General features: G+C 72.2%; 11 protein-coding genes. All 11 read right to left on the bottom strand.

The genetic code is table 11. From position 1 onward, the window contains the following. Positions 1-42: 42 nt before the first annotated feature. Positions 43-1,629 (bottom strand): AbfB domain-containing protein, encoded by a 1,587-nt coding sequence (locus E0F75_RS22270; RefSeq protein ID WP_187624303.1) that lies wholly within the window; start codon positions 1,627-1,629, stop codon positions 43-45. A gap of 82 nt (positions 1,630-1,711) precedes the next feature. After that, positions 1,712-2,281, bottom strand: coding sequence for an RICIN domain-containing protein (locus E0F75_RS22275; RefSeq protein WP_187624304.1), 570 nt, complete (start codon positions 2,279-2,281; stop codon positions 1,712-1,714). A 701-nt stretch (positions 2,282-2,982) separates the two neighbouring features. Beyond that, positions 2,983-3,786 (bottom strand): xanthine dehydrogenase accessory protein XdhC, encoded by an 804-nt coding sequence (gene xdhC, locus E0F75_RS22280; protein ID WP_187624305.1) that lies wholly within the window; start codon positions 3,784-3,786, stop codon positions 2,983-2,985. Position 3,787: 1 nt separating this feature from the next. Next, the gene (gene xdhB / locus E0F75_RS22285; protein ID WP_187624306.1) at positions 3,788-6,193 is read right to left on the bottom strand and encodes a xanthine dehydrogenase molybdopterin binding subunit; all 2,406 of its coding nucleotides are present in this window, start codon (positions 6,191-6,193) and stop codon (positions 3,788-3,790) included. Next, complete coding sequence (locus tag E0F75_RS22290) at positions 6,190-7,665, bottom strand: xanthine dehydrogenase small subunit (protein ID WP_187624307.1); 1,476 nt, start codon at positions 7,663-7,665, stop codon at positions 6,190-6,192. The genes xdhB and E0F75_RS22290 overlap by 4 nt, the downstream gene beginning before the upstream one ends. Positions 7,666-8,107: 442 nt before the next feature. Continuing rightward, a complete protein-coding gene (locus E0F75_RS22295; RefSeq protein WP_187624308.1) occupies positions 8,108-8,602 on the bottom strand; it encodes a DUF4430 domain-containing protein in 495 nt (164 codons plus the stop codon). Between the two features lie 41 nt (positions 8,603-8,643). Then, complete coding sequence (locus E0F75_RS22300; protein WP_187624309.1) at positions 8,644-9,468, bottom strand: ECF transporter S component; 825 nt, start codon at positions 9,466-9,468, stop codon at positions 8,644-8,646. Next, the gene (locus tag E0F75_RS22305) at positions 9,465-11,120 is read right to left on the bottom strand and encodes an ABC transporter ATP-binding protein (RefSeq protein ID WP_187624310.1); all 1,656 of its coding nucleotides are present in this window, start codon (positions 11,118-11,120) and stop codon (positions 9,465-9,467) included. The genes E0F75_RS22300 and E0F75_RS22305 overlap by 4 nt, the downstream gene beginning before the upstream one ends. Further along, positions 11,117-12,301: an energy-coupling factor transporter transmembrane component T gene (locus tag E0F75_RS22310; protein WP_187624311.1), complete on the bottom strand. Its 1,185-nt coding sequence runs from the start codon at positions 12,299-12,301 to the stop codon at positions 11,117-11,119. The genes E0F75_RS22305 and E0F75_RS22310 overlap by 4 nt, the downstream gene beginning before the upstream one ends. A 4-nt stretch (positions 12,302-12,305) precedes the next feature. Continuing rightward, a complete protein-coding gene (locus E0F75_RS22315) occupies positions 12,306-13,274 on the bottom strand; it encodes a hypothetical protein (protein ID WP_187624312.1) in 969 nt (322 codons plus the stop codon). Further along, positions 13,271-16,090 (bottom strand): prenyltransferase/squalene oxidase repeat-containing protein, encoded by a 2,820-nt coding sequence (locus tag E0F75_RS22320; protein WP_187624313.1) that lies wholly within the window; start codon positions 16,088-16,090, stop codon positions 13,271-13,273. The genes E0F75_RS22315 and E0F75_RS22320 overlap by 4 nt, the downstream gene beginning before the upstream one ends. Between the last annotated feature and the right edge of the window lie 37 nt (positions 16,091-16,127).

Consider the following 16,127-nt stretch of genomic DNA (forward strand, 5'->3'; position numbering starts at 1 on the left):
CGGGTACGAGCAGGAGGCAGGGCCGGCCGGGGCGCGGGGCGCTCAGGGTGCGAGCGGGGCGGCGATCTGCCAGCTGGACGCCTGACGGGCGTCGTCGGTGGTGTAGTGCTGCGCCACGTAGAGTTCGCCGGCCATGTGGCGCAGAGAACGCTCCTCAGGCCCGACGGCCCACTTGAAGGACGTGCCGGAGCCGTTCTGGCCCTTGGTCGCGCACCAGGTCGCACTCTGCCTGAAGGCCCCGCTGCGGTCGTCCGCGGCGATCCGTACGCGCAGCGACGGCTTGTCGCCCTTCAGGTAGTGGCCCGGCTTGCCGACCGACTCGAAGGAGTAGCAGCCGGGCAGACCGGCCAGGGAGGGCACGATGACCCAGGTGGCGTCCTCGCGGTCGGCCTGCCCGCTCTTGGCGTCCAGGGGACCGATGAACCCCTCGCCGCCGTCCGGGCTGGACTGGCGGGCGAACCATCCGGTCAGTTTGTTGTCCCCCGACCGGAGGGACTGGCGCTTGAGCCGGTACTGCGTGTCCTCCTTGAGGAACTCGGCCACGGCGGCGTCGTCGGTCCCGGCGAGCACCTTCTTCGCGGCGGAGACCAGGTGGGGGTTCACGCCGCTGTTCTCCGCGGCGGCCTGTATCTGCAGGGCGAGCGTGCGATTGGCCGCCGCGAGCTTCTTGCGGCGGTTCTCGTCGTCCTGCTTGTACGCGGCTTCGGCACCGGTGTGGATGAACGTCTTCCAGTCCAGGGCGTTCGCGCTCAGGGCCGCGCGCTGAGCGGCCGCGAGCAGTTCGGATCCCTTGAGATCGGCCGGGGCCATGCGCAGGAGCTCGCGGATGAAGTTGTCGTCGCTCAGCGTGAGCATGGCCGGGGAGGGCGAGATGCGGAACAGGGCCGCGGTGTTGTTGCGGGCGGCGAGTTCCTTGCGGCGCTCGGCCTCCTTGCGGTTCTGCTCCTCCAGCTCCTCCAACTCCTTGGCCACGTCCCGCCTGTGCGCCTCACGGGCGCCGTTGACGATGAACTCCCGCCAGTCCGCCGCCTCGCCGACCAGTGCCTTCAGCGCCGCGCCCCGCACCTCGGGACCGGACGCGGGGTGCCTGGCGACCGCGCGGACGAAGTTGTCGTCCGTCAGCGCGAGCAGTTCAGGAGTGCTGGGGATGCCGATGGCCAGCAACACCTGCGACCTGGCGAGCCGGGCGACGCGCTCTGCCTCGGCCTTCTCCCGCTCGCGCTGCTGATCGAGCCTGTACGCCTCGTGGACGCCCGTGACGATGAATCGCACGTGGTCCTCGGCCGCCGTGCCGGCCATGGCCTGCTCGGCTGCCGTCCGTACCGCGTCGAGCCTCTCGCCCGCGTCGCGGGCCTTCTGCCACAGCGCGTGCACGAAGTCGTAGTCGCTGAGCAGGAGTACGTCCGCCGTCGGATCCAGTCGGACCACGGCCGCGGCCTCCACCCGCTGGGTGTCGGTCGTGCCGATGCCGGCCGCGCGGGCCGCCATGTCCAGCGTCCCGGCGGACGTGCCGGCCACGGCCGTACCCGGCACCACCGTACCGGTCACCGCTGCCAGTGCGGTGGCGGTGACCAGGCCGCGGGAAACGGTCCGCCGCATCCACGCGGACGTCATGTGCTTGGTGTTCATGCTGATGTCGAGATCCCTCCGTCGCCGTGAACCGACGACACAATGCGTGCGAGAGCGATGGGCAAAGAGCAAGCAGGAGTCATCAGTTGATGAAGGCGAGACGCCACTCCTGGCTGGGCATGTCGTCGAAGCAGTCGGTGACGTAGGCCGTCGGTTCCTCCCCTTCGGGAGTTCCCCCCATGGACAGGCACTCGTTCGGGGCGTCGACCGGACGCAGCTGCAGCCGGTTCTTCTCGGCGCCCTCCAGGAACTGCATCGTCCAGCGCTGGGCGGTGGAACCGTTGCACCAGTCCTGCACGACATCGACCCTTCCGGAAGGGCGATGGGCGAGGCATCGGCCGCTGTGGGCGGCGACCAGCTCCCAGCCCGACGTGTCCCCGGGCTTCAGCTTGAAGACCTGGTGGAGCGAGGTGCTGTCGCAGGTGCCCTCGACGGCGTGGGCCCCGTTGCGCAGACTGCCGTTCGCGATGGCGAGGCACTTGTCGCGGTACTTCACCTGTAGCTGCGCGTCCGGGCCGCCGGCCGTGGCGGCGGCGGGGGCGGCGGCGGGGGCGGGCACGGCCGGGCCCGCGTGAGCAGTGCCCGCGCCGACCATGAGGGCGGTCACACCGGCACCGACTGTCAGGGCGGAGCGGAGTCTGTGGAACTTCATGGGATCCGTTCTCTTCTTACTGGGTTGTCCGACGCGGACGCGTCGAGTCGCATCGGGACGCGACGACGAAGGAGTTGCCGCACAGCGGCACCGGCACCGGCACCGGCACCGACATCGGCTCGGGTGCGGGTGCGGGTACGTCAGGGTTACGGATAGGCGTGCGGTACGCGTACGAAACAGTCCCCACGCCTTCGCGCTGCGGCATGCCGAGGGGCGCCCGCACCCCGAGGGGCCGGCCGGGCTCGGGCTCTCAGCCGGTGAAGAAGCTCGCGCGCGCGGCGATGTCGCTTTGCCGCCCATGGGGCGGCACGACAACGCAAACGGCCATCGTGCAGCCTGCGTACACAGACTCACGGCTCATGGTTCCCCCCGGACTACGAACGTGCTCGGGGGTACGCCCTGTCCCGACGAAGTGCGGTCAACACTCCGTCGATCCCCTCCGGCGCCTGCCCCCGTCAAATGATCACTGGAACCGTAACCGGCATGTGCCAAAGGAAGCAAAGGGTTACTTTTCGCCACCCTCGCAGGGGTTCCGTCGCCCCGGGCGCGCCCACCACGCGTTCTCCTCGTGGCCCGGACTGCCCTGAAACAGCGCGAGTTGGATGCGTTCGCGGTGCCCGCCCGGCGCCTCCGCCTGTCCGGATTCCACCCCCACCCCCGTCGACGCGCGTCGGACGTCGAAGGGAGCCCCGGTGGGGCCGTCATCCGGAAGCGAAGTTCCGCATCAGGTCGGCAGCGACGCTCAGGGCGATCGTGGCGGGTTCCTTGCCGGTGATCTCGGCGATGCCGATCGGGGTCTTGATCCGGTCGATGGTGACGGCGTCGTGGCCGCCCTCGGTGGCCAGGCGTCGTCGGAACCGCGTCCATTTGGCGGCCGAGCCGATCAGTCCGATCGAGCCGAGACCTGCGGTGCGCAACGCGGCGTCGCACAGTGCGGCGTCCTCGGCGTGATCATGGGTCATGATCAGGACGTGGGTGCCGGCCGGCAACTCCGCGAGCACCTCCTCGGGAAGCAGCGGTGTGTGGTGCACGTGGATCTGTGCCACCGCGTCCGCGAGCACGCCGAGCCGACCGTCGGTGAGCATGTCGGCGCGGCTGTCGGTCAGGTGCAGGTCGAGGTCGTGGCGGGCCAGGATGCGTGCCAGCTCGAGGCCGACGTGCCCGATACCGAAGACCGCCACGGCCTGAACCACCGGCAGCGGTTCGAGCAGTACGGTGACGGCACCGCCGCAGCACTGCACGCCGTGCCGGCCCGCGACCTTGTCGTTGAGGGCGAACTCCATCAGCTCCGGCTCCGGATCGGGCGTGCCGATCAGCTCGCGCGCGCGGTCGATCGCGACGGCCTCGATATTGCCACCGCCGATCGAACCCCAGGACTCCGTCCGTCCCACGACGAGTTTGGCACCGGCCCGGCGGGGCGCGTGGCCGCGCACGGTCGCGACGGTCACGAGCACGCCGGGTTCCCGGCGTGCCCGCAACCGCGCGACCGCGGTGACCCAGGTCATGTCAGGCATGGCTCGCTGAGCTCGCGTCGATGCTTGTCGCGTCGCCGACGCGAGCGTGCTCTCCGTCTCGCGCGGCGCCGCCGCGGGCCGCTTCGATCGCCCAGTACACCGCTTCCGGTGTGGCGGGCGAGGCGAGTTCCACGCCGACCCCGGCGGGCCCGAACGCCGCGGCGGCCTGCCGCAACGCCTCGCGTACCGAGAACGCCAGCATCAGGGGAGGCTCGCCCACGGCCTTGGAGCCGTAGACCGCGCCCTCCTCAGTGGCGTTCTCCAGCAGCCGGACGTGGAACTCCTCGGGCATCTCGGAGAAGCTCGGCAGCTTGTACGTACTTGCCGCCCGGGTCAGCAGCCGCCCGCGGTTCGGCCCGTCACCGGTGTCCCAGCGCAGGTCCTCGAGCGTCAGCCACCCCGCGCCCTGGACGAAGCCTCCTTCGACCTGACCGATGTCGATCAACGGCGAGAGGCTGTCGCCGACGTCGTGCACGATGTCCACCCGCCGGATGCGGTACGCGCCGGTGAAGCCGTCCACCTCCACCTCGGCAGCGGCGGCGCCGTACGAGAAGTACTTGAACGGTGAGCCCTGGAACGCCTTGGCGTCCCAGTGCAGGCCTTCGGTCCGGTAGAAACCGGCCGCCGACAACTGCACCCGCTGGAAGTACGCCGTGCGCACCAGGTCGTCCCAGGCCAGTTCCCCGTCGTGGCCGAGGGCGCGCGCGACGCCCTCGACGATGCGCACGTCCGAGGCGTTCACACCCAGCTGGGTGCCGGCCACCCCCAGCAGCCGCCCGCGCAACTGCTCGCAGGCGTTCTTCACCGCCGCGCCGTTGAGGTCCGCCCCGGCACTGGCGGCCGTGGCGGAGGTGTTCGGCACCTTGTCGGTGCGCGTCGGGGCCAGCCGCACCTTGTGCAGCGGGATGCCCAGCGTGGTCGCGGCCACCTGCAGCATCTTGGTGTGCAGGCCCTGCCCCATCTCGGTGCCGCCGTGGTTGATCAGGACCGAGCCGTCCTTGTAGATCAGCACCAGCGCGCCGCCCTGGTTGAAGGCGGTGAGGTTGAACGAGATGCCGAACTTGATGCCGGTGAGAGCGAGCCCGCGCTTGGTGTGCGGGTGCGCGGCGTTGAAGGCCGCGATCTCGCGCTTGCGATCGGTGAGTGCGGCGTCGTCCCGCACCTGCTGCCAGACGGTCGAGATCCGTTCGGCGTGCGTCACCGGCTGCCCGTACGGCGTCGTCTGGCCCTGGCCCGGCCGGTAGAAGTTACGCTCCCGCAGTTCCATCGGATCCAGGCCGAGCAGTGGCGCACACCGGCCCATGATGTCCTCGATCACCAGCATGCCCTGCGGTCCGCCGAAACCGCGGAAGGCGGTGTTGGAGACCTTGTTGGTCTTGGCGATGCGGCCGGCGACGCGTGCGTGGGGAATCCAGTAGGTGTTGTCGATGTGGCAGAGCGCCCGGGCGACCACCGGCTCGGACAGGTCCAGGCTCCAGCCGCCGTCGGCGGTCAGGGTGGCGTCCAGGGCCTGGATGCGGCCGTCGCCGTCGAAGCCGATCTTCCACTCGGCGTGGAACCCGTGGCGCTTGCCGGACATGGTCAGGTCCTGGGTTCTGTTGAGCCGTACGCGGACCGGCCGGCCGGTCAGCCTGGCGCCGAGCGCGGCGACGGCCGCGAAGCCGTGCGGCTGCATCTCCTTGCCGCCGAAGCCGCCACCCATCCGCAGGCACTGCACGGTCACCTCGTGACTGTGCAGGCCGAGCACGTGCGCGACGATCTCCTGCGTCTCCGAAGGATGCTGGGTACTGCTCTGGACGAACATCTGCCCGTTCTCGTCGACGAGGGCCAGCGCCGTGTGCGTCTCGAGATAGAAGTGTTCCTGATCGGAGAACTGGAACTCGCCCGTGAACACGTGCGCGGAGTCGGCGAAGCCGGCGTCGACGTCACCGGTCCGCATCACGGGCCGGGCGCCGTGGAAGCTCCCGGCCGCGATCGCGTCCCGCAGCGCGATCAGGGAGGGCCGCTCGTCGAGTTCCACCTGGACGGCCGCCGCACCGAGCCGCGCCGCCTCCACGGTCTCGCCGAGCACCCAGGCGACCGCGTGGCCGTGGAACATGACCTCGTCGGGGAAGAGAGGTTCGTCGTGCTTCATCCCGGCGTCGTTGACGCCGGGCACGTCGGCACCGGTCAGCACGCGGACCACACCGGGGACGGCGAGCGCGGGCCCGGTGTGCAGCGCGATGATCCTGCCGTGCGCCTTCATGACCTGCACCGGGTAGGCGTGCAGCACGTCCTTGGTGCGATGGACCAGGTCGTCGGTGTAGAGCGCGGTGCCCGTGACGTGCAGGCGGGCGCTCTCGTGCGGCATCGCAACACCGACGACGGGCTTTTCGGGACGCTGGGACAACTGGCTCATGACGACACCGCCTCGGTGGTTCGCGCGTACAGCTTCAGCAGGCTCTGGCCGAGCATCGCGGCGCGGTAGGCCGCGCTGGCGCGGTGATCGTCCATGGGGGTGCCCTGGGCCCGCAGCACCCGGGCCGCGGCCTCGACGGTCTCGGTCGTCCACGGCCGGCCCTCCAGGGCCGCCTCCGCGGCGAGGGCGCGGAGCGGGGTGGCGGCCACGCCGCCCAGGCCGATGCGCGCCTTGCGGACGATCCCGCCCTCGATGTCGAGCGCGAAGGCGACCGCCACGCTGGAGATGTCGTCGAAGCGCCGCTTGGCGATCTTGTGGAAGGCCGCGACCGGCGACAGCGGCAGCGGGACGCGCACCGCGCGGATCAGCTCACCGGGACGGCGCACGCTCTGCCGGTAGCCCGTGAAGTAGTCGGAGAGGGGCACCTCGCGCTCGCCGTCGGCGTCGGCGAGTACCACCGACGCCTCGAGCGCGAGCAGGACCGGTGGGCTGTCCCCGATGGGGGAACCGGTACCCAGATTGCCGCCGAGCGTCGCGCTGTTGCGAATGAGCCGGGACGCGAACTGCGGGAACAGCTCTGCCAGCAGAGGGACTTGGCCGTCGAGGCGGCGTTCGATCTCGGTGAGCGTCAGCCCCGCTCCGATCTCGACGCGGTCGGACTCGACGCGCAGCTCGCGCAGTTCGGGCAGCCGGTCGACGGCGACCACGCAGTTCGCCCGACGGGAGGCGATGTTGACCTCCACGCCCCAGTCCGTGGAACCGGCGACCACGACCGCGTCGGGCCGCTCGCGCAGCACCCGCAGTGTCCCGGCCAGGGTGCTCCTGCGCAGGAACACGCTGTCGTACCGGGAGTATTCGGTGGCCACCGGTTCGGGCGGGGACAGCTCGCGACGCCGCGCCAGGGGGTCGTCCTCGGTGGGACTGCCGACGGCGAACGCGGCATCGCGAATGGGGCGGTAGCCGGTGCAGCGGCACAGGTTTCCGCTCAGCGCGTGGAGATCGAAACCGTTCGGACCGTGCTCGGGGTCGCCGCCGCCGGCCGGGTCCGCGTGCGCGCAGCGGTTCGGCCGGTAGTACTCGGCGGCCATGCTGCAGACGAATCCCGGTGTGCAGTAACCGCATTGGGAGCCGCCGCGGACGGCCATCTCCTCCTGCACCGGGTGCAGCGTGGCCGGCCCGCCGGCCACGCCGGCGGTGGCGAGTCCCTCGGAGGTGACGATCTCCTGACCGTCGAGCGCGGCGACCGGGACCAGACAGGCGTTGACCGCCACCCAGTCCGTGGGCTTGTCCGTCCCGGGACGGGCCACGAGGACCGAACAGGCGCCGCACTCGCCCTCGGCGCAGCCCTCCTTGGTGCCGGTGAGGCCGCGTTCGCGCAGAAAGTCCAGCACGGTGGTGTGGGGCGCGGCCGGTGAGATCGGTGCTTCTCCGCCGTTGACCGTGACGGTGGCCGTGGGCCGCGCCGCTACCACGGAACGTCCCCGTCCGGGCGCGCGGTTGTTGTGACTGTCCAAGTCGCCATCTCAGGAGCTTTCTCTCGCGGTGGCGCAGCTCGGTGACCCGGAGCGCGCCACACAGGGCACGCAACGACGTGTCTCAGCGGTGACAGACATGCGAAAGTTCCGGGGCCGCGATCGGGCACGCCGGAAGAGGGCTGTTCAGCAGCCGTGTGCTATGAGACCCGGGGCCCAGGCGGTCTGGTGAGGGAGGCGGGAAAGATCGGAGATGATCGACATCCGACGTCGCCTCCTTCCAGTGTCTCGCGGGTGAGCCGGTGCGCCCGAACCTACGATGACGCGGTTCCCCGGTCAAGCCCTCGTGTGCCGCCCCGCCGAGGGGTGGCGTACCACGGCGGGCCGCATGGCGAGGCGGCCCGGGCTTCGGAAGCCCGGGCCGCCGTGGGAGCGCCGACCGTCAGAACGAGGTCCAGGTGAAGGCGACCTGGTCGCCGTTCTCTATCTCGAACTGGCAGCCGCCGACCGGGGTCGGGGTGCCGTTCACCGAGATGCTCCAGTACGCCGAGCCGCCTCCGTTCACGCCCTTGACCGTCTCCACCGCGTAGTCGTCGAAGGACGCGTACCAGGTGCCGTCCCACGAGAAGCCGTTCCGCTTGGCCGCGTGGTCCAGGGCGGCGGTCGGGGTCGGGACCTTCGTGGCGTGCGCGCTGCCGTTGGTGCCGTCGCACTTGTGCGTGCCGCCGGTGGCGGTCGTGACGTCATGACCCCAGGTGAAGATCTTCTTCTGGAAGAGCAGGCCGTCCGGGCCCTGGACGGTGACGGTGACTCTCACCGGCGCGTTCGTGTACGTGGCCGTGGTCCCGGCCTGCGCGACGGCGGCGGGTGCGGTGGTCAGGGCGAGACCGACCGCGGCGGTCGTCACGGCGGCGCGGCGGAGCAGGGTGGGGCGCATGGTGTTCCTCTCGGTAAGGGATGCGGTGGGTGGTGCGGAGGTCATCCGGCCGTGGAGTCCGGGCTCGTACCCCGACCCGCGAACCGGATCGGGGCCTGGAAGCGGGCCTTGCGGGCAGCGCGGCGGAAGACGGTGAGGACGGCGGGGCCGGCCAGGGTGATGGCGACGAGGTTCGTGACGGCGCGGCCGGTGTCCCAGCCGAGCGAGGTCGCCAGGTCGAAGGCGATGTACCGCTGGAACTGCTCGGTGAACGGAAGTCCGGGCAGATAGGCGATGGAGCTGTTCGGGTCGAGCGAGAACGGCCAGAAGGACAGGTTCAGGAGGAAGCCGAACAGGTACCCGGAGAGCGAGCCGTACACCGCGAGCAGGGCGACCTCCCGACGGCCCGTGGCTCTCGGAAGGAAGCCGGCGAGCATGCCCACGAAGGCGCAGCCGAACATCTGGTACGGCATCCAGGGGCCGACGCCGCCGGTGATGAGCGCCGAGGCGAAGAGCGAGGTGCAGCCCAGGGTGAAACCGAAGCCGGGTCCGTACACCCGGCCCGCCAGCACCAGGATGAAGAAGACCGTCTCGATGCCGGCCGTACCCGCGCCGAGGGGACGGACAGCGGCGTTGACCGCGGACAGCACGCCCAGCATGGCCAGGGCCTTGGAGTCGATGCCGCCCTCCGCGATCTCGGAGATCACGACGCTGAGCACGATGACCAGCAGCACGCCGAAGATCAGCGGCGGGGCGTAGTTCGAGCCGAACTTCCCCGGTGCGACGAGGAACGGCCAGAAGAACGCGACGACACCCAGGAAGGCCGCCATGGCGATGACGACCCCGGCCCGTGCGCGGATGCGAAGGGCGGCGGCGTACGTGCTCACGATTCCGGGTCCGATCCGTCGGCGTCGAGTACCGCGGCCAGCTGGTCCACCGTGAGGAACGGCAGCGGGGCGAGGATCTTCGCGGCCTGCGGGGCGAAGACCGGGGACGCGACGATGACCTCGCTGGTGGGGCCGTCCGCGACGACGTCCCCTTCGGCCATGACCACGACCCGGTCGGCTGCGCGGGCGACGAACTCCACGTCGTGCGTCGAGATGACGACCGCCCGGCCCTCGGCCGCGAGACCGTCGACGATCGTGATCAGTTCGCCCTTGGCCCGGTAGTCGAGACCGCGGGTGGGCTCGTCGAGGAGGACCACCCGTGGCGCGGCCGCGAGCTGGATCGCCAGGACGAGGGCCAGCTTCTGGCCCTCGGACAGGTCGCGGGGGTGGGTGCTGTCGGGGATGCCGGGAGCGAGCCGGTCCAGGACGGTACGGGCCGGTACCCCGTCGGCGGCGACCCCGGACTCGGCGTCGGCCTGGTCGAGTTCCTGCTTGACGCTCTCCAGGTAGAGGAGGTCGGTGGGGGTCTGCGGCACCAGGCCGACGAGCTGCCGGGCCTCGGCCGCCGAGACCTTCCGGGGGTCCCGCGACGTCGGGCCGCCGGGCTCCCCGACGGAGACCGCACCGGCCTTGCGGGGGCCGGAGCCCTGGAGGGCCCAGAGCAGGGAGGACTTGCCGGAGCCGTTACGGCCCATCAGCGCGGTGACCTCCCCGCCACGGAGGCCGAGGTCGACCTCACGGACGGCGGGAACGCCCTGGTACGTCACGGTGATGCCGCGTGCCGTCAGGAGCTCCGACCGGTTCGCGTCCCCGGCCGGCCGGACCGGCGGGGGGACGACGCCGCTCAACCGGGCACGGAGAGGGGCCGCGGCCCGCCGGGCGTCGCGGATGGAGAGAGGCAGCGGGGACCAGGCGGCCCTCCGGCCGAGTTCGACGACGGGCGGGGCGATCGACGACGTACGGAGGATCTCGGCGGGCGCGCCCGACACGACACGGCCGTCGCCCGGGAGGTGGATGACGCGGTCGGCGTACTGGACGACCCGCTCCAGGCGGTGCTCGGCGAGCAGGACGGTGACTCCCAGGTCGTGGACCAGCCGGGTGACGGCGGCCAGGACCTCCTCGGCGGCCGTCGGGTCGAGCGCGGAGGTGGGCTCGTCCAGGACCAGGACGCGGGGATGCGCGGTGAGGACGGAGCCGATGGCGACGCGCTGCTGCTGTCCGCCCGAGAGTTCGTGAAGGGCCCGGTGGCGGAGGTCGGCGAGGCCGAGGAGGTCGAGGGTCTCCTCGACCCGCTTGCGCATGGTGGCCGGAGGGACTGCCAACTGCTCCATTGAGTAAGCGAGTTCCTCCTCGACCGTGTCGGTGACGAAACCGTCGAGGGGGTCCTGGCCCACGACGCCCACGACGTCGGCGAGTTCGCGCGGCGGATGGTCGGCCGTGTCCCGGCCGTCCACGGTCACCCGCCCGTACAGGGTGCCGCCCGTGAAGTGCGGGACGAGGCCGTTCACGGCGCCGAGGAGGGTCGACTTGCCGACCCCGGTGTGTCCGACGACAAGACAGAGCTCGCCCTCCTCCACCGTCAGGTTCACGTCCCGCAGCACGGGTTCGGCCGTGTCCTCGTACTGGACGCCGACCTGGTCGAAGGTGATCACGTGAGTTCCTCGGTGCGCTGTGCGGGGACGGCCGGACGGACCGGTGCGCTCGGTGGCGGGGCCAGGAATCCCGCGGTTCCCGCGAGGAGGATCGCGGCGGCAGGCACCAGCGGAAGGGTGGGCCAACTGAGCGGGTAGATGGACGGGTTGAGCTCGGCAGCGTCGAAGCCCGCGTTGCTGAAGAGGAGTACGGCGGACAGGACGCCGCAGCCGGCCACGGCCCACTCGGCGGCCCGCCAGGGATCCGGCCGGTAGGTGGTACGCGTGATCCGGCGCCCACCGAGACGGAGCCCCGCCACGCACAGCACTCCGCCGACCGCCAGCGCGGGAAAGCCGAGCAGGGTGGGCGCGGTGGCGTCGAGGAGCCCGTAAGCGCCGGCGCACAGGCCGCACATCCCGAGCAGCATCAGGGCGCCGGTGGCCCGGCGTGAACGGCGGGTGGCCGTTCCGGCCCGGCCGTAACCGCGGGAGTCCATCGCCGCGGCCAGCCGCAGGGAGCGTTCCAGCGCGTCCTCGAGAACGGGGACGATGATGCCCCGCAGGGCCCGCAGCCCCTTGGAGCGTCCGGCGCGCAGACGTCGTGCCCGGTGAACGCGCTGGACGCTCTGGACCAGTTGGGGCGCCACGCTGATGGAGACCGTGACGGCGACGCCGAGTTCGTACAGCGCGCCCGGCAGCACCCGCAGCGCCCGTTTGGGGTTGGCGAGGGTGTTGGCGGCGCCGATGCAGCAGAGCATGCAGGCCAGCCGGAGTCCGTCGGTGGCCGCGGAGAGCAGCGCCTCCAGGGAGACGGGGCCGCCGAGTCGGATCCCCGCGTACCAGTCCGGGGTGGGGATGTGGGGGAGGGAGAAGAGGAAGTGGTCGTGGGGCGTGATCCCGGTGGCGAAGACCGCGCGGAACACCACCCGGATGGCGACGACGGTGAGCGCGAGATAGAGGTAGTACGTGAAGCCGCGCGCCCAGGGGGCCTCGGTGCGGCGCATGGTGATGACGTAGCCGAGGACCGCGAGGACCAGGAAGAGCAGCAGCGGGTTGTTGGTGCGGCTGACGGCGGTGGCGAGGGCCAGCGCCCAGACCCACCAGGCGACGGGGTGCAGGGTGCGGGGCAGCCGGCGGCCACCCGCGTCCGGCGCGTGGCCGGACGCGCGCGGCCGGGCGGCTGCCGCGGAGGTGCGGGACACGGGGCTACTCCGCACGACGGCGGCGCTTGGCCGCGAACACGGCGGCGGCGCCGATCAGCAGGCCCAGCACCCCGGTGATCACGGCGGGTACCCACGAGCCCACGTCGTGGGCCGCGTCCGCGGCTGGTGCCGCGTCGACCACCGTGGGGCCGGAGGCGGCCACCGCCGGAGAGCCGGTCGTCGCCGGGGGAGTCGCGGACGGCGTCGCGGACGGCGTCGGGGAGACGCTCTTCGACGGACTCGGTGAAGGGCTCTTCGAGGCGGTCGGGCTCGCCGTGGCCGAAGGGGAGTGCGTCGGCGTCGGAGGAGGCGTCCGGTCGGCCGGCGGCGGGTTCTCCGGCGCGGGCCCGGTGTCGGCGTTCGGCGGCAGCGGGGCCGCGGTCCGGGTGCCCTCGGGCGCGGGCCCGTCGTCCCCGGTGGGCCTCGTGTTCCTGGCGCGCAGCTGGTCGGGGGAGACGGTGGGCCGGCCACGGGTGCCCTCGATGTCGGTGCCGCCGAAGATCCACAGGTCGACGCTGCCGGGCCTGGGCTTGTAGAGCATGGCGCCGAGCTGGCTGTACGTCCAGGTGTTCTGGCCCGCGTCGGCGTGCCAGTACGACCAGTACGCGGAGGCGGGCGGGGTCAGGACGCAGTCGTCCTGCCGGGGCGTCGGGTACTGCCTGCCGCCCTGATGACCGCTGTAGCCGATGCGGCAGATGAAGGCCGGGCCGTCGTGGCCCGTGCCGGTGGTCCGCCAGCCGCCCTGGTTCAGGAGCTCGTACCCGGTGGTGGGCGTCGTGCCGCAGGAGCGGTAGATCGGCCCTCCCCAGCGGCTGAAGTCGACGGCGAGCACGGCACCGGACGAGGTCGTGCACTGCCCCATCGGCTGCGGGGCGGCCCCGGCCGGGGCCGCGGTGCCGGCGAAGGCCGCCGCGGCAAGACCCAGCGCGGCCGTCGTACGGGCGAGGGCGCGCGGGACCCGGCGGGCGGTCATGCCTGGCCGCCGTCGGTCTCGCGGCGCCTGCGCGCGGCATGGGTCGCGCCCCAGCCGGCGAGGACGAGGAGCACGGCCACGACGGCGAGGCCGGTGACCTGGGACCCGGTGGCGGCGAGGCTGCCGCCGCTTCCCGTGCCGCTGCCCCGGCCTCCGGCGGAACCGGAGCCACCGGTGTCCTCGCCGGGGGTGATGATCACGGGTGTGGAGGTGCTCGGCGGCCCGGAGATGCTCGGGACCGGCTCCGGGGTGGTGCCGCTCAGGTCCCGGGTCAGCACGCCGAAGGAGATGCCGGTGGCGCCGCCGACCGCCTGGGTGGAGGCGCGGACGTCAGAGCCCCGCTGACCGCCCTTGACGACGTTGAATCCGCCGTCCTCGTTCTGCTGCGAGGCAAGGAACTTCCGGGCCTTCGCGATCTCGGGCCCGTACTTTCCGGCGTCCAGCGACAGCCCCTGGACGGCGAGCGCCGCCGAGTTCACGGAGTTCCCCGAGGCGCCGGTGAAGCCGCCGTCGGGGAGCTGCCGGCCGGCCAGCCAGCCGAGGGCCCGGTCCACGGACGCCTGCGAGTCGGCGTCGGGCAACAGGTCCAGGGCCATGGCGGCCATCGCGGTCGAGTCGACCTCGATGTCGCTCTTCTCGCCGATGAGGCTGGGCCAGGCGCCCGTCGACGGATCGCGGAGACTCTTGAGGTACGTGACGGGGTCGGCCGCGGCGGCCGCCTCGCCCGCCCGGATCTGGGCGATGATGCCGAGCGACTGGGAGAAGACCGAGGTGGCGTAGGTGTAGTTGCCCTTGCCCGCGCACTTGCGGGGCTCGGCCGGGGTCGCGGCCGGACAGCTGCCCTCGGCGAGCGCGGCGATCAGGTCCCGCCCGCCGAAGTCGCGGGGGTCGCGGCCCACGGACTCGGCGAGCACCGCGGTCTTGCCGATGAAGCCGCCTCCCGCGTACTTCGTCCCGATCTTGGTCCAGTCGTGGACGCCGCGGCCCGAGGCGTCCTTGCCGCCCTTGTCGAGGAAGTCGACGATGTTGCGCAGGGTGGCGTTGTCGTGGCCGGTGGCGGCGAGTGCGTAGGCGCCGTCGATGGTCAGTCCGTAGTCCGCGAAGCGGGGGCTGCCCTCGTAGTACCGGCCCTGGATCAGCCGCTTGTGGGCGGCGAGGTAGGCCGAACCCTTCCTGAGGTCCGGTCCCTCACCGGCCGGGGGATGGGTGGGCCCCGTCGTGGGCGGCGTGCTGGGCGGAGTGGTCGGAGGCGTCGTCGGGGGTGTGGTCGGCGGGGCGGGCTCCTTGGCGGTCAGGGAGACCAGGTCGCTCTTGGCGCCCGCGATGACGGCCGAGGTGGTGGCGTACAGCAGCGGGTCCGTGGTGCCCTCCTCGAAGGGGAAGCCGCCGCCGGGCAGTTGCTGCCGGGAGAGCCAGGAGACACCTGCGTTCGCGTGGGCGCGATCGCCCAGGGCCCGCAGGGTCTGGGCCACCCAGCCGGTGGCGTGCGCGCTGCCCGGGATGCTGTACGAGGCGGCGGGCCAGGCACCCGTCCGGAACTGGGCCTTCTTGAGCGAGGACCGGGCCTTGGTCACCACGGGGGTGTGACCGCCGGCCTGCTTGAGGGCGAGCGCGACGAGGGCGGTGCTCCCGGCCTCGCTCTCGCACGTCTGGCCGTCCAGGATCAGGAAGCTGGGGAACCCGCCGTCGTCGCACTGCAGTTGGGCCAGGCGCGCGACGGACTCCGCCGGCGGCTTCGCTCCGCCGCTCAGCAGGGCGATGACGGCCAGCGTCTGGCCCTCGGTCTGTCCGGTCGTACGGAAGTCGCCCTTGGTCGCGCAGCCGGGGACCGGCTGCGGAGCGTCGGCGCCGCTGAGGCAGACGTTCGCCAGGAGGTCGCCGAGGAGGTCGTGGCCGCCGAAGGCGCGGGGGTCCTTGCCGGTGGCCTCGGCGACGAGGGCGAGGCGGGCGGCGGCGGTGGCGTCGGGTGCCTCGTCCTTCCCTGCGGGGTAGGCGTACGCGTCGGTGTGCTCGGGTCTGCCGAGGAAGTCGGCGATCCGCCGGGCCGTGGGGTTCGCGTCGTCGAGCGAGGCCAGCGCGTAGGCGACCTCGGTGGTGGCCAGGTAGTTCGGCGTCGTGGCGCCCTCGTCGACGACGCGCTGCCCGTTGGTCAGCCGCTCGGTGAGCCAGCGCGTCGCGGCGGGCAGGTCGACCGAGCCCGGGGGGACGGTCGGCGCGGCGGGGTCGCTCGGGTTCGGCGGGTCGCCGCCCTCGGCCCGGACGTCGTCGGGGGTGAACGAGGGCCTGCCCTTGGTGCCGCCGATGTCCGTACCGCCGAAGACCCAGGCGTCCACGTCACCGGGCTTGAGGGTGCGCGCCATGGCGCCCAGCGGGCTGTAGGTCCACTTCCGCTGGCCGGGGGAGGCGATCCAGTACGACCAGTAGGCGGTGGCCTGCGGGGTGAGGACGCAGTCGTCCTCGGCCGGAGTGGGGTACTTCTTCCCGTTGGTGAACGAGCGGTTGCCTATGCGGCAGATGAACGCGGGCCCGTCGTGGCCCGTTCCCTCGGTGGTGAAACCGCCGTCACGCAGCAGTTCGTAGCCGGTGGTGGGGGTGGTGTCGCAGCCGCGGACGACCGGACCGCCCCACTTTCCGAAGTCCACCGCGACGATGGCGCCCTTGGTGGGCGTGCACCGTGCGATCGGGTCGGCCTGGGCCGGCGGGGCCACCGTGAGGAACGCCACTGCCGCGCCGATCGCCAGAAGGGCGGCGGTCACGAGCGACAGCAACCGCTGCCCCGCTCTCCCCGGCCGTCTCGCCTGCTGTTCGGTCCCCACCGCGGCCCTCGTCTCTGCCGGGCGGTGGGTGCGTGGC

The organism is Streptomyces sp. CB02980 (assembly GCF_014451325.2).
Taxonomy (GTDB): domain Bacteria; phylum Actinomycetota; class Actinomycetes; order Streptomycetales; family Streptomycetaceae; genus Streptomyces.

Coding starts and splice junctions, on each gene's coding strand:
- E0F75_RS22270 (WP_187624303.1), bottom strand. CDS start 1,629: ATGAACACCAAGCACATGACGTCCGCGTGGATGCGGCGGACCGTTTCC.
- E0F75_RS22275 (WP_187624304.1), bottom strand. CDS start 2,281: ATGAAGTTCCACAGACTCCGCTCCGCCCTGACAGTCGGTGCCGGTGTG.
- xdhC (WP_187624305.1), bottom strand. CDS start 3,786: ATGACCTGGGTCACCGCGGTCGCGCGGTTGCGGGCACGCCGGGAACCC.
- xdhB (WP_187624306.1), bottom strand. CDS start 6,193: ATGAGCCAGTTGTCCCAGCGTCCCGAAAAGCCCGTCGTCGGTGTTGCG.
- E0F75_RS22295 (WP_187624308.1), bottom strand. CDS start 8,602: ATGCGCCCCACCCTGCTCCGCCGCGCCGCCGTGACGACCGCCGCGGTC.
- E0F75_RS22315 (WP_187624312.1), bottom strand. CDS start 13,274: ATGACCGCCCGCCGGGTCCCGCGCGCCCTCGCCCGTACGACGGCCGCG.